The 22,273-nt window shown below is 65.3% G+C and carries 20 protein-coding genes; 8 read left to right on the forward strand and 12 right to left on the reverse strand.

Annotated features, from left to right (window positions below; all coding sequences use genetic code 11):
* Positions 1–2,126 (forward strand): primosomal protein N' (locus H1B27_RS34745; protein ID WP_197969131.1); only part of this gene is annotated, 2,126 nt, incomplete at its 5' end.
* 229 nt (positions 2,127–2,355) lie between these two features.
* On the opposite strand, the gene H1B27_RS34750 is transcribed toward H1B27_RS34745, so the two are convergent.
* Positions 2,356–2,859, reverse strand: a complete 504-nt coding sequence (locus tag H1B27_RS34750) for a septal ring lytic transglycosylase RlpA family protein (protein ID WP_197969132.1) — start codon at positions 2,857–2,859, stop codon at positions 2,356–2,358.
* 651 nt (positions 2,860–3,510) lie between these two features.
* On the opposite strand from H1B27_RS34750, the gene H1B27_RS34755 reads away from it, so the two are divergent.
* From H1B27_RS34755 to H1B27_RS34775, 5 genes are all read left to right on the forward strand, one after another.
* Positions 3,511–4,071 (forward strand): F0F1 ATP synthase subunit delta, encoded by a 561-nt coding sequence (locus H1B27_RS34755; RefSeq protein WP_131874110.1) that lies wholly within the window; start codon positions 3,511–3,513, stop codon positions 4,069–4,071.
* Entirely contained in the window at positions 4,071–5,600 is a 1,530-nt protein-coding gene (gene atpA, locus H1B27_RS34760; protein WP_061880207.1) for a F0F1 ATP synthase subunit alpha, read from the forward strand. Before H1B27_RS34755 ends, atpA begins: the two co-directional genes overlap by 1 nt.
* Before the next feature lie 176 nt (positions 5,601–5,776).
* The gene (locus H1B27_RS34765) at positions 5,777–6,649 is read left to right on the forward strand and encodes a F0F1 ATP synthase subunit gamma (protein WP_061880208.1); all 873 of its coding nucleotides are present in this window, start codon (positions 5,777–5,779) and stop codon (positions 6,647–6,649) included.
* 81 nt (positions 6,650–6,730) lie between these two features.
* A complete protein-coding gene (gene atpD, locus H1B27_RS34770) occupies positions 6,731–8,164 on the forward strand; it encodes a F0F1 ATP synthase subunit beta (RefSeq protein WP_061880209.1) in 1,434 nt (477 codons plus the stop codon).
* Positions 8,165–8,251: 87 nt separating this feature from the next.
* A complete protein-coding gene (locus tag H1B27_RS34775; RefSeq protein ID WP_061880210.1) occupies positions 8,252–8,659 on the forward strand; it encodes a F0F1 ATP synthase subunit epsilon in 408 nt (135 codons plus the stop codon).
* A 170-nt stretch (positions 8,660–8,829) separates the two neighbouring features.
* Here the strand turns inward: H1B27_RS34775 and H1B27_RS34780 are convergent, their stop codons facing one another.
* The 10 genes from H1B27_RS34780 to proB form a co-directional block, all read right to left on the reverse strand.
* On the reverse strand, positions 8,830–9,330 hold the full coding sequence (locus tag H1B27_RS34780; protein ID WP_061880211.1) for an RNA pyrophosphohydrolase: 501 nt from the start codon (positions 9,328–9,330) through the stop codon (positions 8,830–8,832).
* 106 nt (positions 9,331–9,436) lie between these two features.
* Positions 9,437–9,943 carry an RNA pyrophosphohydrolase gene (locus H1B27_RS34785; RefSeq protein WP_061880212.1) on the reverse strand — a complete coding sequence of 169 codons (507 nt, stop codon included), beginning with the start codon at positions 9,941–9,943 and terminating at the stop codon, positions 9,437–9,439.
* Between the two features lie 75 nt (positions 9,944–10,018).
* Positions 10,019–11,242, reverse strand: coding sequence for a divergent polysaccharide deacetylase family protein (locus H1B27_RS34790; protein WP_197969133.1), 1,224 nt, complete (start codon positions 11,240–11,242; stop codon positions 10,019–10,021).
* Between the two features lie 144 nt (positions 11,243–11,386).
* Positions 11,387–12,748 carry a S41 family peptidase gene (locus H1B27_RS34795; RefSeq protein WP_061880214.1) on the reverse strand — a complete coding sequence of 454 codons (1,362 nt, stop codon included), beginning with the start codon at positions 12,746–12,748 and terminating at the stop codon, positions 11,387–11,389.
* A complete protein-coding gene (locus H1B27_RS34800; RefSeq protein WP_197969134.1) occupies positions 12,745–14,082 on the reverse strand; it encodes a murein hydrolase activator EnvC family protein in 1,338 nt (445 codons plus the stop codon). The genes H1B27_RS34795 and H1B27_RS34800 overlap by 4 nt, the downstream gene beginning before the upstream one ends.
* Positions 14,083–14,116: 34 nt before the next feature.
* Positions 14,117–14,599: a 23S rRNA (pseudouridine(1915)-N(3))-methyltransferase RlmH gene (gene rlmH / locus H1B27_RS34805; RefSeq protein WP_197969135.1), complete on the reverse strand. Its 483-nt coding sequence runs from the start codon at positions 14,597–14,599 to the stop codon at positions 14,117–14,119.
* Between the two features lie 110 nt (positions 14,600–14,709).
* Entirely contained in the window at positions 14,710–15,066 is a 357-nt protein-coding gene (gene rsfS, locus H1B27_RS34810; RefSeq protein ID WP_024338888.1) for a ribosome silencing factor, read from the reverse strand.
* Between the two features lie 211 nt (positions 15,067–15,277).
* On the reverse strand, positions 15,278–15,922 hold the full coding sequence (locus H1B27_RS34815) for a nicotinate-nucleotide adenylyltransferase (protein WP_061880217.1): 645 nt from the start codon (positions 15,920–15,922) through the stop codon (positions 15,278–15,280).
* 19 nt (positions 15,923–15,941) lie between these two features.
* Complete coding sequence (locus H1B27_RS34820) at positions 15,942–17,237, reverse strand: glutamate-5-semialdehyde dehydrogenase (protein ID WP_197969136.1); 1,296 nt, start codon at positions 17,235–17,237, stop codon at positions 15,942–15,944.
* A gap of 259 nt (positions 17,238–17,496) precedes the next feature.
* Complete coding sequence (gene proB / locus H1B27_RS34825) at positions 17,497–18,618, reverse strand: glutamate 5-kinase (protein ID WP_197969137.1); 1,122 nt, start codon at positions 18,616–18,618, stop codon at positions 17,497–17,499.
* Between the two features lie 204 nt (positions 18,619–18,822).
* Here proB and H1B27_RS34830 point away from each other — a divergent pair, with 204 nt between their 5' ends.
* Both H1B27_RS34830 and comJ read left to right on the forward strand, forming a co-directional pair.
* On the forward strand, positions 18,823–19,788 hold the full coding sequence (locus tag H1B27_RS34830) for a Bug family tripartite tricarboxylate transporter substrate binding protein (RefSeq protein ID WP_197969138.1): 966 nt from the start codon (positions 18,823–18,825) through the stop codon (positions 19,786–19,788).
* Positions 19,789–19,804: 16 nt separating this feature from the next.
* Positions 19,805–20,308, forward strand: a complete 504-nt coding sequence (comJ, locus tag H1B27_RS34835; RefSeq protein WP_197969139.1) for a competence protein ComJ — start codon at positions 19,805–19,807, stop codon at positions 20,306–20,308.
* 181 nt (positions 20,309–20,489) lie between these two features.
* Here comJ and H1B27_RS34840 read toward each other — a convergent pair whose 3' ends face one another.
* Positions 20,490–22,124, reverse strand: coding sequence for an alkaline phosphatase family protein (locus tag H1B27_RS34840; protein ID WP_197969140.1), 1,635 nt, complete (start codon positions 22,122–22,124; stop codon positions 20,490–20,492).
* Positions 22,125–22,273 lie beyond the last annotated feature (149 nt).

The following is a 22,273-nucleotide window of genomic DNA, read 5'->3' on the forward strand; positions in this document are numbered from 1 at the left end:
CCTATTCCTACAAGATGCCGCGCGGGATGGAGCTGAAGGCGGGCGATCTCATCAGTGTGCCGCTCGGCCCGCGCGAGGTGCTCGCCGTGGTGTGGGGCGAGAATGCCAATCCCGATCCGCGCCTGCACAATCGCCTCAAGGAGGTCAGCGAGAAGCTCGATATCCCGCCGCTGAAGCCCGAGCTGCGTTCGGTGGTCGACTGGGTCGCCAATTACACGCTGAGCCCGCGCGGCATGGTGCTGCGCATGTGCCTGCGCATGGGCGAGAATCTCGGCCCGGAGCGGGTGCGCGCCGGCGTTCGCCTCGTGGGGGATCCCCCGAAGCGCCTGACGCCGGCGCGGCAGCGGGTGATCGCGGTGCTGTCCGATCGGCTGCTGCACGGCAAGTCCGAGGCGGCCAAGGAAGCGGGCGTCTCCTCAGGCGTGATCGACGGCCTCGTCGACGAAGGCACGCTCACGGTCGAGCCGATGCCGCCGCCCGCGCCGCCGCCCGCGCCCGATCCGGATTTCGGCCGGCCGGATTTCTCGCCGCTGCAGCGTGCCGGTGTGGATGCTATGCGCGCGCTCGCGGCCAACGGCACTTTCCATGTCGCGCTGCTCGACGGTGTCACCGGCTCGGGCAAGACCGAGGTCTATTTCGAAGCCGTGGCCGAGGTGATCCGTCGCGGAAAGCAGTCGCTGATCCTGATGCCGGAGATCGCGCTGACCGGCCAGTTCCTCGATCGCTTCGCGCAGCGTTTCGGCGTGCGGCCGATCGAATGGCATTCGGAGCTCACGCCGCGCACCCGCGCGCGCAATTGGGCCGCGATCTCCGAAGGTTCAGCGCCGGTCGTGGTCGGCGCGCGCTCGGCGCTGTTTCTGCCCTATGCCAATCTCGGCCTCATCGTCGTCGATGAGGAGCACGACCAGGCCTACAAGCAGGACGACGGCGTGCATTACCACGCCCGCGACATGGCGGTGGTGCGCGCGCACATCGCCAGGATTCCGGTCGTGCTGGCCTCCGCGACCCCGTCGGTGGAATCGGAGGTCAATGCGCGCAAGAGCCGCTACCAGCGCATCGCGCTGCCCTCGCGCTTCGGCGGCCAGCACATGCCGCATATCGAGGCGATCGACCTGCGGCGCGAGCCGCCCGCGCGCGGCCGCTTCATCTCGCCGCGGCTTGCCGGCGAGATCAGAATCGCGATCGAGCGGCGCGAGCAGGCGCTGCTGTTCCTCAACCGGCGCGGCTATGCGCCGCTGACCTTGTGCCGTGCCTGCGGCCATCGCTTCGCCTGCACCATCTGCGATGCATGGCTGGTCGACCATCGCTTCCGCCAGCGCCTAGTCTGTCACCATTGCGGCTTCTCGATGCCGCGCCCGCATATCTGCCCGAACTGTTCGGCCGAGGAATCGCTGGTCGCGGTCGGTCCCGGCGTCGAGCGCCTGCAGGAGGAGGCGGCCGCGCTGTTCCCGGACGCGCGCACCATGGTGCTGTCCAGCGACCTCATCACCTCGATCGAGACGATGCGCATCGAGCTCGCCGAGATCGCGGAGGGCCGCGTCGACATCATCATCGGCACGCAGCTCGTGGCGAAGGGCCACAATTTCCCGCGGCTCAATCTGGTCGGCGTGATCGATGCGGATCTTGGCCTCTCCAACGGCGATCCGCGCGCGGCGGAGCGCACCTGGCAATTGCTCAACCAGGTGATCGGCCGCGCCGGACGCGAGCAGGGCCGCGGCGTCGGCTACCTCCAGACCCACCAGCCCGATCATCCCGTGATGAAGGCGCTGATCGCCTGCGATCGCGAGGCCTTCTACGACAGCGAGATCGAGCTGCGCGAGAAGACGCTCTATCCGCCGTTCGGCCGGCTCGCGAGCCTGATCATCTCGGCAGGCGACCGGCCGAGCGCGGAAGGTTTCGGCCGCAAGCTCGTCGCGCTGGCGCCGCGCGACGAACGCGTCGTGGTGCTGGGCCCGGCGGAAGCGCCGCTCGCCGTCATCAAGGGCCGCTACCGCTTCCGCATCCTGGTGAAATCGGCGCGGGGCTTCGATCTGTCGGACTATCTGCGCAGCTGGCTCGCCGTGTGCCCGAAGCCGACGGGCAATCTCAAGCTCGAGGTGGACGTCGATCCGCAGAGCTTCTTGTAGGCGCCACTGTCACCAAATGCTTGGTCGTCATTCCGGGGCGCGACGAAGTCGCGAGCCCGGAATCCATTCTTCCACCAACTCTGCCGCGCGATGGATTCCGGGCTCGCGCTGCGCGCGCCCCGGAATGACGACAAAAAAGCCCGTGGTCCCCCAAGACCACGGGCTTGTCTCACGCGCGCAGCAAACTGATGAAAACTGCGCGTGTGAGGAGAGGCGCTGAAGCGCCCCTTTAGGAAACGACTTCCGCGGTGACGCGGCCGACGCCGCGGCTGGTGAGGCCAATGGCGCGGGCGGCACCCGTGGAGAGGTCGAGCACACGCCCGCGAATGAACGGGCCGCGGTCATTGATGGTGACGATGACGCTCTGGCTGCCATGGGTGACGCGCAGCTTGGTGCCGAACGGCAGCGAACGGTGCGCCGCAGTCATGGCGTTCTGGTTGAAGCGCTGGCCCGACGCCGTCCGGCTGCCGGACTCGTTGCCGTAAAAGGAAGCCATGCCGGAGAAGCTGCGGCCCGTGCCGGAGGTCGGCGTCATCGACGCATTGGCGTTGCGCCAATCGGAGGTCGCGTTGGTATCGGTCTGGGCGTGGTGGCGGTGATGATGATGGTGCCGGTGATGCCGGGATTTGGCGGACGCTTCGGTGGCGGTTCCACCGATGAGAAGGGTTGCGGCGACGAAAGCGATCGCCGTACGCGGCCGGGTCACAAAGCCCAGCGTCTTCAAAGACAGCATTTATTGGTCCCTAAGCTAGTATTGCCACATGTGTGGCCAGTGGAGCCCCCATCAGTTTGTGAGCGGTTTGGCGTTTCGATTCCCAATGAGGCATGAATTGGGCAGTAAATTGGGTATGTTTCGTCATGAAACATCTTGTTACCGTTGTGCGATAATCAGACGATGTTTCGTAATCTTCGGCTTTAACGATTCATTAACCTCATGATTACTTCGTAATACTGTAAAACGAAGTGATCGCTTCGATTGTTCAGAATTCGGTAAGTATTCGGCCAGTGGAACCGGCGGCTTCGAAATCACGCCTCAGCGATCCGTGTTCATGGCCGCTATGCGCTGAGGGCAGGAACCAACCGCCGGGGAGGCTCCCGGCAATTTCCGCAACGCGGGAGGTCCTCCGCCCGAACGCGTCAGCGACGCCCTCGCGGCGTCGTCCGCTGCGACGAACTGGCGAGAGAACCTCGTGCCTTTAATTTGGCGTCATGTTGCACGTGCGCGCCTGCTATGTTAGCAAAGCCGCGATTTTAACGAGCCCGGCACCTCCCGTGCTGGTCGAAAATCGAAGTCCCGCTTGAATTCCAAGGGCTTGGATCGCTAGGCGCCGCTTCGTGGCGACGGTTTTTCCCTTGCGAGTTTGACAGCAAAAAGAGCGCGTCTGTGGCTGCAGAAGATACGTCCGTTTCAGGTGTGTCCGGCCGTTATGCAACGGCCTTGTTTGAACTGGCCCGCGACCAGAAAGTGGTCGACGAGGTCAAAGCCGATCTCGACAAATTCGATGCCTTGCTGAACGAGAGCGCGGATCTCAAGCGCCTCGTCCGCAGCCCGGTGTTCGCGGCCGACGCCCAGTCTCGGGCCCTCTCGGCCGTGCTGGCCAAGGCCGGCATCGCCGGCATCTCCGCCAACTTCCTCAAGGTGCTGACCGCCAACCGCCGCCTGTTCGTGGTGGCCGACGTCATCCGCGGCTACCGCGCCCTCGTCGCCAAGTTCAAGGGCGAGACGACGGCCGACGTCACCGTGGCGGAAGCGCTCTCGGACAAGAATCTCGATGCCCTCAAGGTTGCCCTGAAGTCGGTGACCGGCAAGGACGTCGCGCTGAACGTGAAAGTCGATCCCTCGATCATCGGTGGCCTCGTCGTCAAGCTGGGCAGCCGTATGGTGGATGGTTCGCTTCGCACCAAACTCAATTCGATCAAGCACGCGATGAAAGAGGCAGGCTGATGGACATCCGCGCCGCGGAAATTTCCGCGATCCTCAAGGACCAGATCAAGAATTTCGGCCAGGAAGCTGAAGTCTCCGAAGTCGGACAGGTGCTGTCCGTCGGCGACGGTATCGCCCGCGTCTACGGTCTGGACAACGTCCAGGCCGGTGAAATGGTCGAGTTCGAGAACGGCACCCGCGGCATGGCGCTGAACCTCGAAACCGACAACGTCGGCGTCGTTATTTTCGGTGCCGACCGCGAGATCAAGGAAGGCCAGACCGTCAAGCGTACCCGCGCCATCGTGGACGCGCCGGTCGGCAAGGGGCTGCTCGGCCGCGTCGTCGACGCGCTCGGCAACCCGATCGACGGCAAGGGTCCGATCCAGGCCGAGAAGCGCATGCGCGTCGACGTCAAGGCGCCCGGCATCATTCCGCGCAAGTCGGTGAGCGAGCCGATGGCGACCGGCCTCAAGGCGATCGACGCCCTGATCCCGATCGGCCGCGGTCAGCGCGAGCTGATCATCGGCGACCGCCAGACCGGCAAGACCGCGATCGCGCTCGACACCATCCTGAACCAGAAGCCGCTCAACGCGCAGCCCGACGAGAACATCAAGCTGTACTGCGTCTACGTCGCCGTCGGCCAGAAGCGTTCGACCGTCGCGCAGTTCGTGAAGGTGCTGGAAGAGCAGGGCGCGCTCGAATATTCGATCGTCGTCGCCGCCACCGCCTCCGATCCGGCGCCGATGCAGTACATCGCGCCCTTCACCGGCTGCACCATGGGCGAGTACTTCCGCGACAACGGCATGCACGCGGTCATCATCTATGACGACTTGTCCAAGCAGGCCGTCGCGTACCGCCAGATGTCGCTGCTGCTGCGCCGCCCGCCGGGCCGCGAAGCCTATCCGGGCGACGTGTTCTATCTGCACTCCCGCCTGCTCGAGCGCGCGGCGAAGCTGAACAAGGACCAGGGTTCGGGCTCGCTGACGGCGCTGCCGGTCATCGAAACCCAGGCCAACGACGTGTCGGCCTACATCCCGACCAACGTCATCTCGATCACCGACGGCCAGATCTTCCTGGAAACCGACCTGTTCTTCCAGGGCATCCGTCCTGCGGTGAACGTCGGTCTGTCGGTGTCGCGCGTCGGCTCCTCGGCGCAGACCAAGGCCACCAAGAAGGTCGCCGGCAAGATCAAGGGCGAGCTCGCCCAGTACCGCGAAATGGCGGCGTTCGCGCAGTTCGGCTCCGACCTCGACGCCTCGACCCAGCGCCTGCTCAACCGCGGCTCGCGCCTGACCGAGCTCCTGAAGCAGCCGCAGTTCTCGCCGCTGAAGATGGAAGAGCAGGTCTGCGTGATCTGGGCCGGCACCAACGGCTATCTCGATCCGCTCCCGCTCAACAAGGTGCGTGCGTTCGAGGACGGCCTGCTCTCGCTGCTGCGCGGCAAGCACGTCGACATCCTCAACGCGATCCGCGACAGCCGCGATCTCGCCGACGACACCGCCGGCAAGCTGAAGTCGGTGGTCGAGGGTTTTGCGAAGAGCTTCGCGTAACAACGCCGTCATGGCCGGGCTAAAGCGCGAAGCGCGTCTTCGCAACTGAGGTCCCGGCCATCCACGCCTATTGGCGTGCAAGACGGGACGTGGATGCCCGGGACAAGCCCGGGCATGACGACTGGGATAGGCTAGCGGGTTGATCGCAAGGGTCGAACCGCCGGGGTGAACGAAGAATGGCGTCACTTAAAGACATGCGCGTCCGCATCGCCTCCACCAAGGCGACGCAAAAGATCACCAAGGCCATGCAGATGGTCGCAGCCTCCAAGCTGCGCCGTGCGCAGACCGCCGCGGAAGCGGCGCGGCCCTATGCCGACAAGATGAGCGCGGTGATCTCCAACATCGCCAGCGCCGCTGCGGGCTCGCCCGGTGCGCCGGTTCTGCTGGCCGGCACCGGCAGGGATCAGGTGCATCTGCTGCTGGTCTGCACCGGCGAGCGCGGCCTGTCCGGCGCCTTCAACTCCTCGATCGTGCGTCTCGCCCGCGAGCGCGCCCTCGCGCTGATGGCGCAGGGCAAGGACGTGAAGTTCTTCTGCGTCGGCCGCAAGGGCTACGAGCAGCTGCGCCGCCAGTTCGACAAGCAGATCGTCGAGCATCTCGATCTGCGCAGTGTCCGCCAGCTCGGCTTCGTCAATGCCGAGGACATCGCCAAGAAGGTGCTGGCGCGTTTCGAGGCCGGCGAGTTCGACGTCTGCACGCTGTTCTACTCTCGCTTCAAGTCGGTAATCGCGCAGATCCCGACCGCCCAGCAGGTGATCCCGCTGGTCGTCGAGGAGAGCGCTGCTGCGAGCACCACGTCCTACGAATACGAGCCGGAAGAGGATGAGATCCTCACCCGCCTTCTGCCGCGCAACCTCGCGGTCCAGATCTTCCGCGCGCTGCTCGAGAACAACGCCTCGTTCTACGGTGCGCAGATGAGCGCGATGGACAACGCGACGCGCAACGCCGGCGAAATGATCCGCAAGCAGACGCTGGTCTACAACCGCACGCGTCAGGCGCAGATCACCAAGGAACTGATCGAAATCATCTCGGGCGCCGAGGCCGTCTGATCAAGGCGCTTCAGTACTCATTACACGCAACATCCCGGTCGCTGACCGTGGTCTAGAAGTTCGGATCGAAGGAGACATTCAATGGCAGCCCAGGTCGGTCGCGTCACCCAGGTCATCGGCGCCGTCGTCGACGTGCAGTTCGAAGGCCACCTCCCGGCCATTCTCAATTCGCTCGAGACCAAGAACGGCGGCAACCGCCTGGTGCTCGAAGTCGCCCAGCATCTCGGCGAATCCACCGTGCGCACGATCGCGATGGACACCACCGAAGGTCTGGTCCGCGGCCAGGAAGTGACCGACACCGGCGCTCCGATCCGCGTTCCCGTCGGCGAAGGCACGCTCGGCCGCATCATCAACGTCATCGGCGAGCCGATCGACGAAGCCGGACCGGTCAAGTCGGAAGGCCTGCGCGCCATCCACCAGGAGGCGCCGACCTACACCGACCAGTCGACCGAGGCTGAAATTCTCGTCACCGGCATCAAGGTCGTCGACCTGCTCGCGCCCTACGCCAAGGGCGGCAAGATCGGCCTGTTCGGCGGCGCCGGCGTCGGCAAGACCGTGCTGATTCAGGAACTGATCAACAACGTCGCGAAGGCGCACGGCGGCTACTCCGTGTTCGCCGGTGTCGGCGAGCGCACCCGCGAGGGCAACGACCTCTACCACGAGTTCATCGAGTCCAAGGTCAACGCCGATCCGAAGAATCCGGATCCGAGCGTGAAGTCGAAGTGCGCGCTGGTGTTCGGCCAGATGAACGAACCGCCGGGCGCCCGCGCCCGCGTCGCGCTCACGGGCCTCACCATCGCGGAAGACTTCCGCGACAAGGGCCAGGACGTGCTGTTCTTCGTCGACAACATCTTCCGCTTCACCCAGGCCGGCTCGGAAGTGTCGGCGCTCTTGGGTCGTATTCCTTCGGCCGTGGGTTATCAGCCGACGCTCGCGACCGACATGGGCGCGCTGCAGGAGCGCATCACCACCACGCAGAAGGGCTCGATCACCTCGGTGCAGGCCATCTATGTTCCGGCCGACGACTTGACCGACCCGGCGCCGGCGACCTCGTTCGCGCATCTTGACGCGACCACGACGCTGTCGCGCTCGATCGCCGAAAAGGGCATCTATCCGGCGGTGGACCCGCTCGACTCGACCTCGCGCATGCTCTCCCCGCTGGTCGTCGGCGAGGAGCACTACGCGGTCGCCCGTCAGGTCCAGCAGGTGCTGCAGCGCTACAAGGCGCTCCAGGACATCATCGCCATTCTCGGCATGGACGAGCTTTCGGAAGAGGACAAGCTGACCGTGGCCCGCGCTCGCAAGGTCGAGCGCTTCATGTCGCAGCCGTTCCACGTCGCCGAAATCTTCACGGGATCGCCGGGCAAGTTCGTCGAGCTCGCCGACACCATCAAGGGCTTCAAGGGCCTGGTCGAAGGCAAGTACGATCACCTGCCGGAGGCCGCCTTCTACATGGTCGGGACCATCGAAGAAGCCGTCGAGAAGGGCAAGAAGCTCGCCGCTGAAGCGGCGTAAGCTGGCGAAAAGCGAATAGGGAGTGGCGAATAGCTGCTCCCTCTTTCAGCCACTCGCCATTCGCTACTCACCATTCGCAGGTTCTCAATGGCCACCTTCCATTTCGATCTCGTCTCTCCGGAAAAGCTCGCGTTCTCGGGTGAGGTCGACCAGGTCGACATCCCCGGCGTCGAGGGCGATTTCGGCGTGCTGGCAGGGCATGCGCCGGTCGTGGCTGCGATCCGGCCCGGCATTCTCACGGTGACCGCCGGCGGCAGGCACGAGAAGATCATCGTGCTCGGCGGCCTCGCCGAAGTCTCCGAGAAGGGCCTGACGGTGCTCGCCGACGTCGCGACCTCGCTGGACGAACTCGATCGTGCGCAGTTCGCCGAGACGATCGCGGAGATGGAAGAGGGTCTGAAGGAGCACGAAGGCGGCGAGCTCGATCACGCCATCGAGCGGCTCGACCACTTCAAGAGCATCCAGCAGCAGCTCAGCTCCACGGCTATGCACTAAGCCCCGGGGCACCGCTCCGGGGCTCAAGCTCCAGATTCCTGAACAGGTTCAGCGCTCGTCACGGAAGTGGCGGGCGCTGAAACTTTGTTGCGGGATCGCTGGAGCTGCCGCCGATTTTATCGCGACGTGTCAAACACTTCGCTACTGTGCATGGGGTTGTTTTCGCGCCTTCAGTTTCCGAAGGCAGCAAACTCTCGCGCCACGGCGCGGTACACGTCGCGGCGGAACGGCACCACGAGATCGGCGACACGGTCGAGGCGCTCCCAGCGCCAGGCGTCGAACTCGGCGGGTTGGCCGTTGCGCGGTGTCAGCGGATCGATCTCGTCGTCGCGGCCGGTGAAGCGCAGCGCGAACCACTTTTGCCGTTGCCCCCGAAACTTCGCCAGCCGGTGCGTTTGCGGCCCGTCGTAGGGTGGGAACTCGTAGGCCAACCAGTCGGTTTCGCCGAGAAAGTCGGCGCTCACGACATTGGTCTCCTCCCAGAGCTCGCGCATCGCCGCATCGCGCAGATCCTCGCCCTCGTCGACGCCGCCCTGCGGCATCTGCCAGTCGAGCCCCGGCAGAATGATCTCCGGCCCGTCGCCCTTGAAGCGGTGGCCGATCAGCACACTGCCGTCGGTGTTGAACAGCGCGATGCCCACGTTGGGGCGGTAGGGCTTTTCATTGGTCACTTGCAAATCTCTCTCGTCGTCATTCCGGGGCGCGCGCAGCGCGAACCCGGAATCTCGAGGTTCCGGGTTCGATGCTGTCGCATCGCCCCGGAACGACGGCAACCATTCAATCCTCCGCCAGCGCGGAAAATTCCTTCACCACGCGCTCATAGACCGGGCGCTTGAAGGGGATGATCAATTCAGGGAGATTCTTCATCGATTCCCAGCGCCAGCTCACGAATTCCGCCTTGTGGCCGCCACCGCCGGGCTTCTCGACGTTGATCTCGCTGTCCTTGCCGGTGAAGCGCACCGCGTACCATTTCTGGCGCTGGCCGCGGTAACGGCCCTTCCAGGCGCGCCCCGCAACCGTGCGCGGAATGTCGTAAGTGAGCCAGTCCGGGACTTCGCCGAGCCGCTCGACCGAGCGTACGCTGGTCTCCTCGTAGAGCTCGCGCTTGGCGGCTTCCCAGGTGTCCTCGCCGGGGTCGACGCCGCCCTGCGGCATCTGCCAGACATGGGTGTCGTCGACATGCTCGATGCCGCCGGCGCGGCGGCCGATGAACACCAGTCCCTTTGGATTGAGCAGCATCACACCGACGCAGGTCCGGTAGGGCAGATCCTCGTAACGCGCCATTCCGCCAGACCTCTCGCATGCCCTAGGTCCGGCTTGATGCGGCCCGCGGGAGCCGTGCCGTACCAATTCGTTGATTTAGCTGGATTTTGATTTCAGCATCGCGGTTGTCAATGGCACCAAAAGGATACCTCGGTCGCCCAATGTCTTGGTCCAGGCGCCGATGCGCTCGATCGAGACGGGCAGGGCCGAGGCCGTACCGACAGCGATGCCGCGTTCGCGTGCGGTCGATTCGAGCTTGTTGAGGGCGCGGTCGATCTCGGTCGGCGTCGGCACCACGTCGATGGCGATGTCGCCCTTGCCGAACGGCATGGCCTGGTTCGCCGCGGCCTGGGGCGCGATGCTGCGCGGCGAGGAGCCATCGTCGAAGAAGCCGAGGCCGCGCTTGGCCGCCTCGCGGATGATCGGCTGCATCGCCGGCTCGGTCGCGATGAATCGCGCGCCCATGAAATTGGTGAGGCCGGCATAGCCCTGCATCCGGCTCAGGTGCCAATAGAGACGGTCCATGTTCTGGTCGGGGCTGAGCGAGGTCAGCAGCGTCTGCGGTCCCGGATCGTTGTCGGGGAAGTCATAGGGCTCCATCGGGATCTGGAGGAAGATCTCGTGGCGCTGCGCGCGGGCGCGCTCGGCGAGCTTGCCGGGGTCGGCGCCATAGGGCGTGAAGGCCAGCGTCACCGCCGGCGGCAGCTTCATGATCGCGTCCAGGGTCTTGGCGGCGCCGACGCCGAGGCCGCCGATCACGATCGCCACCACGGGCATCTTGGCGGCCTTGGCGCGGTCGGCGTCCGCCGCATAGACGTTGAACGGCTTCAGCCCGTCGGCGGTCATCGGGATCATGCCGTAGCGCGATTTCTCCAAGAGCTTCGGATTGATTCCGGCCATGACGGGCGGCGGGGCGGATGCCGCCTCGCCCTTGTCGGCGGCATCGCCACCGCCGATCACCACGTCGTGGCGGGCGCCGGTCGAGCCGTCGATCATGGTGATGGTCTTCTGCTCACCGGGGGCGGCCTGCTTCGGCGTCTCCTTGGTCTCGTGCTTGCCCTCTGGCTTGCTCTCCGAGCCGTGGCTGGAGGCCGCCGGCTTCTCGTCCGTGGCATCGGGAGCGCGGATCGCGATTCGGGTCATCGGCTCGCCGCCAAGCGGATCCTTGTTGAAGATGGCGAAACCGGCAAAGGTGAGGAGGAAAAGTCCGAGCAGGACGGCAAGCAGCTGCATGGCCGTGAACGGCAGCCGCAGCCGGCGTTTCCGGCGCGGCTTGTCCTGTCCGAGCGGCGCGCTCAGATCATCGGCCGTTTCAGTCATGCGAGATCCCGAATCACTCCAGCCGACGATACCATGCCGAGGTCAAGCGGCGGCAGGCCGGGATAGGCCGGGGGGTCGGGAGCCCCACGCAAAAAGGGCGGCTCCAGGAGCCGCCCTTTTCGTCAGATCGCAGAATGCGAGGCCTTAGTTCGCCGCCTTGGGCCTGTCGGCCGTGGCCTTGTTGTCGCCGCCCGGCGTCGGCGCTGCGGAGGCGCTGTTCTTGATGCCGTGGAGCAGGTCGCCGGCAAGCTTGAGCGCCTTGTCGTCCTTGGCATCCGGCGGGACGTAGGACTGCGAGCCGGTCTTCTCGTCGCCGTCGTTCTTCAGATGGCCGCGCAGCGAAGCCTCGCCCTTGGTGTCGGTGCGCGACTTCAGCTCGTCCGGCACGTCCTGCAGCACCTCGATGTCGGGCACGATGCCCTTGGCCTGGATCGACTTGCCCGACGGCGTGTAGTAGCGGGCGGTGGTCAACCGTAGCGCGCCGTTACCGCTTCCGAGCGGGATGATGGTCTGCACCGAGCCCTTGCCGAACGAGCGCGTGCCGACGATCGTCGCACGCTTGTGGTCCTGCAGCGCGCCGGCGACGATTTCCGACGCCGAGGCCGAGCCGCCATTGACCAGCACGATGACCGGCCTGCCCTTGGTCAGGTCGCCCGCATGCGCGGTGCGGCGCTGGGTCTCCTCGGCATTGCGGCCGCGGGTCGAGACGATCTCGCCCTTCTCAAGGAAGGAGTCCGAGACGGTGACCGCTTCCTCGAGCAGGCCGCCCGGATTGTTGCGCAGGTCGATGATGAAGCCCTTGAGCTTGTCGCCGCCGATCTGGTTCGTGAGGTTACCGATCTCCCGCTTCAGGCCTTCGGTGGTCTGCTCGTTGAAGGTGGTGATGCGGATGTAGCCGATATCGTCCTGTTCGACGCGCGCGCGCACCGAGCGGACACGGATGTTGTCGCGCACGAGCGTGACGTCGATTGGATTGTCCTGGCCCTTGCGGATGATCTTGAGCTTGATCTTGGTGTTGACCGGGCCGCGCATCTTCTCGACCGCCTGGTTCAGCGTCAGGCCCTGCACCGCCTCGTCGTCGAGGTTGGTGATGATGTCGTTGGCCATGACGCCGGCGCGCGAGGCGGGCGTGTCGTCGATCGGCGAGACCACCTTGATCAGGCCGTCTTCCATCGTGACCTCGATGCCGAGACCGCCGAACTCACCGCGGGTCTGCACCTGCATGTCGCGGAAGCTCTTGGCGTCCATGTAGCTCGAATGCGGATCGAGGCCGGTGAGCATGCCGCTGATGGCGGATTCGATCAGCTTGGTGTCGTCGGGCTTCTCGACATAGTCGGAGCGCACGCGCTCGAAGACGTCGCCGAACAGATTGAGCTGGCGATAGGTGTCCGCGGTGGCGGCTCGCGCGCTGGAGCCCATGAAGACCGCGCGCGGCTGGGTCACGAACAGCGTCAGCGCTGCACCGGTGGCGGCGCTGAGGAGGATTACTGAAGTCTTGCGCATCATCCGCGAACCTTCTCGCCTTCATTTGCGGCCCACCATGGGCCTGGATCGATTGGAGTGCCGTCTTTACGGAACTCGACATACAGCACAGGTTGACTCGCGTTCGTGGCGAGAATGGAGGCGACTTGTGAGGTCGATCCCATGGTCGCGACCGGCTCCCCCGTGAGCACAAACTGTCCGATGTTGACCGAAATGCGCTCCATCCCGGCGATCAGGACATGATACCCGCCACCGGCGTTTAGGATCAAGAGTTGTCCATAGCTACGGAACGGCCCGGCATAGACCACCCAGCCGTCACACGGCGTCGTGACCTGGGAGCCGGGCTTGGTGGCCAGCGAAATCCCCTTCTGGACCCCGCCAACCCCGTCGGAACCGCCAAAGTCCCTGATCTTGTTACCGTTAACAGGGAGAGGCAAAAGGCCCTTGGCGGAAGCGAAGGCGATCGCCGGGGTGTTGCGGGACTTGTCCTTGAAAGCGCCCGGGCCCGATTTGGCGTTGATGTTGGCGCTGGCGGCCGCCTTGGCCTCGGCCTGCCTTGCGGCCTCCGCGGCCTTCTCGGCAGCCTTGGCGGCGCTCTGCAGGTCCTGCTCCATCTTGGCGATCAGCCCCTGGAGATCGCCGACCTGCCGTGAAAGCGCGATGGCGCGCGAACTCTCGGCGTCCAGGTCCTTTTCGCGTGCCGCCTGCTGGCGCTGCCGCTCGTCGACCAAAGCGGCGAGCCGGGTCTGATCGTTACGGACCCTGTCGCGGTCAGAGGCGAGCTGGTCGCGCTCGGTGGCGATGGCCTTGCGCAAGGCCACGAGCTCGCCGAGCTCGGCCGCGATCTTCTCGGCGCGGCCGCGCAATTCCGGCACGACGGCGCCGAGCAGCATCGCCGTGCGCAGTGATTGCAGCGCATCTTCGGGCCGCACCAGCAGCGCCGGCGGCGTGCGCCTTCCGGCGCGCTGCAAGGCCGCGAGCACTTCGACGATGTCGGCCCGGCGTGAATCGAGCGAGCTGCGCATCTGCTGCTCGCGGCCGTTCAGCGCGCGCAGCCGCGCTTCGGCCTCGTCGATCTTGCTCTCCACGGTGCGCACATTGGCCGCGGTCTCGATCAGCTGCTGATTGAGCTGGGTGCGGTCCTGGCCGAGCGCGGTGATCTCGGCCTTGAGCTTGGCCTGCGCTTCTTCCGCGCCCCTCTGCCTGGCGCGCGCAGCTTCCAGCTCCTGCTCGCGCTGCTTGATCGCGTCGGGCGAGATGGCTGCGGTCTGGGGCGCCGGTGTTGCCGTCTGGGCTTGCGCGAGGCTTGCGCCGGCGACGTTGGCGATCAGCAGCAGGTTGAGAATCGGCGCTCGCATCGCTTCTCGGCAAAAGTGCTCGTTGTGGCGCGCATCACGCGCGGTGATAGGGATGGCCCGCCAGAATCGTGGCGGCCCGATAAAGCTGTTCCAGAAGCATGACGCGGACCATTTGGTGCGGCCAGGTCGCAGAGCCGAACGCGATCGCGAGCTTGGCCTTACGGCGCAATTCGGGCGAAAGTCCGTCCGCCCCTCCGATCACGAAAATAGTATGTCCGGCGCCTTCGTCGCGCCAGCGTCCGAGATGCCGTGCGAATACGGTGGACTCGAGATTCTGGCCGCGTTCGTCCAGCGCCACCAGGACGGATCTTTCCGGGATATGCGCCGAGATCGCCGTGGCCTCCTCGGCCATCCGTGTCGCGGGATCGCGCGCGCGGCTCTCGGGAATTTCGTGGATGCTGAGCTCGCGGAATCCAAGCTTGCGGCCGGCCTCGTCGAACCGCTCGAAATAGCGGTCGGCAAGCTCCCGTTCGGGGCCCTGCTTCAGCCGGCCCACCGCAATGACAGCAACACGCATGATATCTTCAGGGTCTGATATCTTCAGGGTCGCGCTTCAAGACCGCGCGCAACAAGCGCGCGCACGACGCTAGCATGCGCGTCAGCCGATTCGAAATCGGCTCGATGAGCCTAGATCGCCTTCGCCGCCCCCGGGCCCTGGGTGTACAATCTCTCGAGATTGTAGAACTCGCGGACCTCGGGTCTGAACACGTGCACGATCACGTCGCCGGAATCGATCAGCACCCAGTCGCAATTGGGCAAGCCCTCGACATGGATGTTCTTGATGCCGTTTTCCTTGAGGCTCTTGGTGACGTTTTCCGCGATCGCGCCGACGTGCCGGTTCACCCGGCCGGTGGTCACGATCATGTAGTCGGAGTACGCCGATTTGCCGCGAAGGTCGATGGTGACCGTCTCTTCCGCCTTCATGTCCTCGAGGCGGGAGAGGATCAGGCTCAGCGTCTTGTCGGCGTCGGGTTGCGCCTTCAAGTCCGCAGCTTTGGTCGATGTTTTACGCGTAGGCTTGGCAACCTTGGGTAAAACAGGCTTCGTCGAAGCTGACTTGGACAATACAGATGTGGTCAGGGACCATTCCTTTCACTGTATCGCGAACGCGAATCCGGCGCTCACTGGTTACACTACATCATGTGGGGTTAAGGGTTTCAATATGCCAGAGAGCCCCCGGCCCGCACACTTCGTCTCACTTCGTACCTTTCCAGCTCCCGTCCGGGTTCCGCAGGCCCGTCGAGGAGAGGTTCAGCTTCAATCCGGTCAGGAAGACCCAGGCGGGCGCCGGCCGATCCGCAAGTCCTGCCGCCTTCGTCTCGGGCAGGCGGTAGCGCGATAGCGCCTGGGCGGCGGGGGAGGCGAGGGCACGAAAACTCTGCGGCGGGCGATCGATGATGGCCATCGGCACCTGGGCGGCGATGCGCCGCCAGTCCTGCCAACGGTGGAATTGAGCGAGATTGTCGGCGCCCATGATCCAGACAAAGCGCAGGCCGGGGAAGCGGCGGCGCAAGGTGTTGATCGTGTCGATAGTGTAGCGCGTACGGATGACGGATTCGAGACAGCTCACCTCGATGCGCGGATCATCCGCGACGTCGCGCGCGGCCTGCATGCGCGCGCCGACCTCGTGCAGTGTGCCGTTCTCCTTCAGCGGATTGCCGGGCGTGACCAGCCACCACACGCGATCGAGCTGCAATCGCTTCAGCGCAAACTGGCTGATGGCGCGATGCGCCTGATGCGGCGGATTGAAGGAGCCGCCGAGCAGGCCGATGCGCATGCCCGGCGTGTGGGGCGGGACCGCTTGCGCCGGGGAACGCGGCACGACGAAATTGTTGCTCAATGCCCGCGCCTCGCGACGTTTACGGCCGGGTCTGCCCGGTGCCGTGGACGCGATATTTGAAGCTCGTCAATTGCTCGGCGCCGACCGGACCGCGGGCGTGGAACCGGCCGGTGGCGATCCCGATCTCGGCGCCGAAACCGAACTCGCCGCCGTCGGCGAACTGCGTCGAGGCGTTGTGCAGCACGATCGCGGAATCGACCTCGCTCAGGAATTTCTTCGCGGCAGCCTCGTCCGCGCTCACGATCGCGTCGGTGTGATGCGAGCCGTGACTCTGGATGTGCGCGATCGCGCCGTCGACGCCGTCGACCACCTTCGCCGCGATGATCGCGTCGAGATATTCGGTGTCCCAATCGTCTTCGCTGGCGGGCTTGACCCGTGCATCGGCGTTCTGCACGGCGTCGTCGCCGCGCACCTCGCAGCCGGCATCGAGCAGCATCTCGACCAGCGGCTTCAGGTTGTTGCCGGCAGCGGCGCGATCGACCAGCAGCGTCTCGGCCGCGCCGCAGACGCCGGTGCGTCGCATCTTGGCATTGAGCACGATCGACTTCGCCATTGCGAGGTCGGCGCTGCCATCGACATAGACGTGGTTGACGCCTTCGAGATGCGCGAACACCGGCACGCGCGCCTCCTGCTCGACGCGCGCGACGAGGCTCTTGCCTCCGCGCGGCACGATCACGTCGATCGCACCGTTCAGGCCTGACAGCATCATGCCGACCGCGGCGCGGTCGCGCGTCGGCACCAGCGTGATCGCAGCTTCGGGAAGGGCCGCTTCGCGCAGGCCCTGCACCAGGCACTCATGAATGGCACGGCAGGAGCGAAAACTGTCGGAGCCGCCGCGCAGGATCACGGCATTGCCGGACTTCAGGCACAGCACGCCGGCGTCCGCCGCAACGTTCGGACGGCTCTCGAAGATGACGCCGACCACGCCGAGCGGCACGCGTACGCGCTCGATGGTCATGCCGTTCGGCCGCTGCCAGCTCTCGGTGACGACGCCGATGGGATCGGCGATGCCGCGGACGATGGCGATCCCTTCGGCCATGCCTTCGATCCGCGCCGGCGTCAGCGTCAGGCGGTCGATGAAGGAGGAGGTTGCGTTGCCGGAGGCGCGGGCTTCCGCGACGTCCTCGGCATTGGCGGCGAGAATCGCGGCCGCATGGTTGCGGATCGCCCGCTCCATCGCGTCCAGCGCGCGGTTCTTCTGCTCCGGCGGCGCCAGCGCCAGCACGCGCGCGGCAGCGCGGGCCCGGGTTCCGAGATCGGACATCAGCGCCTGAAGATCGGCATTGCCGTCAACGGCTTTCAGGGGGGCGGCCATGGGTTCAACCTTCTGCTAAGGCGGTGTCCTAGCACGGAAATCCTGCTTTTGCGAAGGGCGGGGCGGGTATGGCAGGTCTCCCGGCGCTCGCTGCTGGGGTGGGCTGATGGCTCAGCCTCCGGCGTCGTGGCCGAGCTTGTCCCAGCCATCCACGCATCACCTTCGCCGTCATTCCGGGATGGTCCGAAGGACCAGACCCGGAATCTCGAGATTCCGGGTTCGGCGCTGGCGCGCCGCCCCGGAATGACGGTGCGGTCACTTACCCGCCCACTACGAGATCGTCGCGGTGGATCATCTCGGAGCGCCCGCTGATGCCGAGGATGCTCATCACGTCCGGGGAGGAGCGGCCCTTGATCCGCTCGGCGACCTCGGCGTCATAGGCGATCAGGCCGCGGCCGACCTCGCTGCTGTCGGGGCCGCGGACGATGACGGCATCGCCGCGGGCGAACTGGCCCTCCACCTTGATCACGCCGGCCGGCAACAGGCTGGCGCCGGCGCGCAGCGCCGTCACGGCACCCGCATCGATCGTCAGCGTGCCCTTCGGCTCCAGCGTGCCTGCGATCCAGCGCTTTCGCGAGGTGATGGGGTTAGCCGGCGTCAGGAACCAGGTGCAGCGGCCGCCATTGGCGATCGCCTGCAGGGGATGCTCGATCTTGCCGGAGGCGATCAGCATGTGGGTGCCGCCCGTCGTGGCGATCTTGGCCGCCTCGACCTTGGTGCGCATGCCGCCGCGCGACAGCTCGGACTCGGCGTCTCCCGCCACCGCCTCGATCTCCGAGGAGATGCTCTCGACCACGGGAATGAGCTTTGCGTCCGGATTGTTCTTCGGCGGGGCGTCGTAGAGCCCGTCGATGTCGGACAGCAACACGAGCAGGTCGGCGCTCGCCATGGTGGCGACGCGCGCGGCGAGGCGGTCATTGTCGCCGTAGCGGATTTCGTTGGTGGCCACCGTGTCGTTCTCGTTGATCACGGGGATCGCGCGCCATTCCAGCAGCTTGCCGATGGTGGAGCGGGCGTTGAGATAGCGGCGGCGCTCCTCGGTGTCCTGGAGCGTCACCAGGATCTGGCCGGCGCCGATGCCGTGCGCCCCCAGCACCTCGGACCAGATCCGCGCCAGCGCGATCTGGCCGACCGCGGCGGCGGCCTGGCTCTCCTCCAGCTTCAACGGACCGCGCGGCAGCTTGAGGCGGCTGCGGCCGAGCGCGATCGAGCCGGAGGAGACGACCAGGACGTCGCGTCCTTCGCTGTGCAGCCTGGCCATGTCGTCGGCGAGCGCGGCGAGCCAGGACGCGCGTACCTCGCCCTTGTCGGAATCCACCAGCAGTGCGGAGCCGACCTTGACGACGATACGGCGGAATTGACTGAGTTCGGGGCTGGCCATGTGTGTATGCGCTGGCGCGTGTGGCGAATTGCTCTGCATCGGAAGCGGCGGAGCGAAAGAGCGGCGCCGGTGAGGCCTGCTTTTGCAGCAGGACGATGGCCGGCGCAAGGCGGGCGAGATGGTAAACGGCCAACGTCGGCCTTGTCTTGGACGCCAAGCCGGTTCTAATGCCGGCAACCAAAAACGGGCTTGGAGAGGAAACGTATGGATCGCCGCAAATTCATGACCGGATGCCTCGGCCTGCCGCTCCTGGCGCATGCGGGTGGAGCGCAGGCGCAGGCCGGGCTGAGCAAGATCATCTTCCCGTTCGCAGCGGGAGCCGGCGGCGATACGCTGTGCCGGCTGATCGCGCAGGAGATGGCCCCGGTGCTGCAACGGACCATCGTGGTCGAGAACCGCACCGGCGGCGACGGCCTGATCGGGATCAAGGCGGTGAAGGGCGCAAGCCCCGACGGCAGCATGGTGCTGGTGACGACCGGCCCCACCATGTACCTGCTGCCGATGGTGGAGACGACACCGAGCTTCGACACGGCCAGGGACTTCATGCCGGTGTCGCTGCTGGCGCGGTTCGAGTTCGCCGTCGTGATCGGCCCGGGGATCGACGTCCCGGATTTCAAGAGCTTTGTCGCCTGGCTGAAGGCGCATCCCGACAAGACGTCGTTTGGCGTGCCGAGCAACGGAACCATCCCTCATTTCACGGGCTCCAGGCTCGAGAAGGATCTCGGCATTCCCCTGACCCGGGTGCCCTATCGCGGCAGCGCGCCGATTCTCAACGACCTCGTCGGCGGCCATATCTCGTTCGGCATTGTGACATTGGCCGATGCGCTGCCGCAGCATCGCGCCAAGGGCGTGAAGATCGTCGCGGTCGCGAGCGCCGAACGCTCGCCGTTCGCGCCCGACGTTCCGACGCTGAGGGAGAACGGCATCGATCTCGTCGCGGACGCCTGGTATGGCATGTGGCTTCCCGCCGGCAGCCCGCCGGAGTTTGCCGGCAAGCTCGGCGCGGCCGCGAGCGCGGCGCTGGCCAAGCCAGAGGTGAAGGAGAAGCTGACGGCGATCGGGATGATCCCGGTCGGGTCGACGCCGGAAGGATTGACGAAGGAGCTCGCCGCAAACACGGCGTTCTGGCAGCCGATCGTCAAGGCGACGGGCTACAAGATCGAGAATTGAATCTATTTGGTCGACAATGACAGAGCGGTTACTCGGCGCGGCGCGCGTGTTTGCGAGCAATTATCAGATCGTCGTGTGCGACGATCCATTCAGGTCCCTTGAGAGCGAGGAGAACTGGGACGCGGAGAAAACCAGGCAAGGTTTTGCCGGCGTGCCGGCGTTTCGAATGATTGGCACCGAAGCCGATCTTAACGACCATTGGGTTGAGCTGGTGTCGAGTGACGGGCCGCCTTCATCGGATGAGTGGCAGCGGATCACGTGCGTGCATTTCAGTTGCGAGAGCGGGCATATTCACGTCATGTCGGTGATCGACACCGATCCTCCAATTTCTGCGGATATCGAGCGGGGTGACTACGCAGTCTACGTGGCTGGGCAAAATCTCGGAGTTGACCAGTCGAGCCTCGGTGAGACGGCCAAACTCTCGGACGCTGAAATCGCCGAGCGAAAGGATATGGAGTGGTACCGGCTCTTTCTGGTACCAGGTAAGCCGAAATTTGAAGGCCGTTTGGTCGACCGTTAGTCGGCAGCATTTGCGCGGTCGTCGCTGGGCTTGATGCCTAGAGAGAGCGGCGCGCTCTCTCTATCCCCTCATCCTGAGGAGCGCGCTTTTGCGCGCGTCTCGAAGGATGAAAGGCCCCGCTGCTGCGGCTCGGCCTGCATGGTTCGAGACGGCGCTGTCGCGCCTCCTCACCATGAGGGTCTTATAGTTTCGCGCGCTGCGCGATGCCGTCCTTGATCGCCGCGAGCTCTTTCTCGTCCCAGATGCCGATCAAGACCCCACCCTTCACCTGGAGCTGGTTATCGGCATAGGCCGCGATCTTCTCGCGCGGCGTGGTGATGTGGCCGTTCGGATGCAGCGCCCAGTCGAACAGCTCGGCCTGGAGGCGCGCGATGATGCCCGCGCATTCCGGATCGTCGCCGCGATCGACGTATTCCTGAGGATCGGTTTCCAGGTCGTACAGCATCGGGCGGAAGCCGGAGGCGTGAATGTATTTCCAGCGGCCGTCGAACACCATGAACAGGCGGCAGCGTTCAATCGGCTGGTTCAGCTTCAGCCGGACGTCCTGCATGGCGTAGTCGTATTCGGAGAATGCCACCTTGCGCCAATCCGGCGGCGTCGGCCCGCGCAGCAGCGGGAGCAGCGAACGTCCTTCGAGGATGTGGCCCGGCACCTTGCCGCCGAAATAATCGACGAAGGTCGGCGCAAGATCGATCGCCTCGACCAGCGCGTCGCTGTGCGTGCCCCGCGTGGCGTCGGCCTCCTTCGAGGGATCGATGATGATGAGCGGGATCTTCGCCGACTGTTCGTGGAACAGATCCTTCTCGCCCATCCAGTGATCGCCGAGATAGTCGCCGTGATCTGAGGTGAACACGATCATGGTGGTGTCCAAGAGGCCTCGGTCCTCCAGGAACTTCATCAGCACGCCCATCTGGTCGTCGATCTGCGTGATCAGGCCCATATAGGTCGGGATCACCTTGTCGCGGGCATCGTCGCGCGCCATGTTGCGGGAGTAGCGCATGTCCATATAGGCGCCGAACACGGGATGCGGATTCTGTCGCTCGCGCTCGGAGCGGATTGCCGGAATCATGTCATCGGTCGAATACATGCTCGCATAGGGCTCCGGCGCGATGTAGGGCCAGTGCGGCTTGATGTAGGACAGGTGCAGGCACCACGGCCGGCCGTCGGTCTCGGCCTCGGTGATGAAGTCCATCGCGCGCCGCGTCATGTAGGGCGTCTCGGAATGCTCGTCCGGCACGCGCGCGGCCTTGTCGGCATGCACCAGCAGCCAGCCGTTCTGCAGGGAGCCATCGTCGGCCGCGCCTGAATTGGCCCAATGCTCCCAGGGATTGGTTGCTTCAAAGCCCTGCTGGCGCAGATAGTCATCGTATTTCGGTCGCGGCCGCCCCGTGGGATGCAGGCCGTCGTCGCGCTCGTAAGGCTCGAACCCGCATTCGGCGACGTGCACGCCGATGATCGATTCCGGCGGGATGCCGAGCGCCTTCATGCCCTCGAGGTCGGGCGCCATGTGGGTCTTGCCGACCAGCACGTTGCGCACGCCGATCTTGCCCAGGTGATCGCCGAGCGTGGGCTCGCCGACGCGCAGCGGCCAGCCGTTCCAATGCGAGCCGTGCGAACGCATGTAGCGTCCGGTGTAGAACGACATCCGCGACGGCCCGCAGATCGGCGACTGCACATAGGCGTTGGTGAACAGCACGCCGCGCTTCGCCATGGCGTCGATGTTCGGTGTCTTCAGCGTGGGATGGCCGGTGCAGCCGAGATAATCATAGCGAAGCTGGTCGCACATGATCCAGAGAACGTTCTTCGCGCGCGCCATGCGTTCATCCCTGCATTTTCTTGATTATTTGATGCTGCTCTATCGAGAGCGCGATGACAAGCCGGGTGATGCGCGCATTCATAGCCGCATCCTCCGCTGTCGTCCCTGCGAACGCAGGGACCCATAACCCCAGGCAGTGGTTTGGCGAA

The organism is Bradyrhizobium diversitatis, from assembly GCF_016031635.1.
GTDB classification, from domain to species: domain Bacteria; phylum Pseudomonadota; class Alphaproteobacteria; order Rhizobiales; family Xanthobacteraceae; genus Bradyrhizobium; species Bradyrhizobium diversitatis.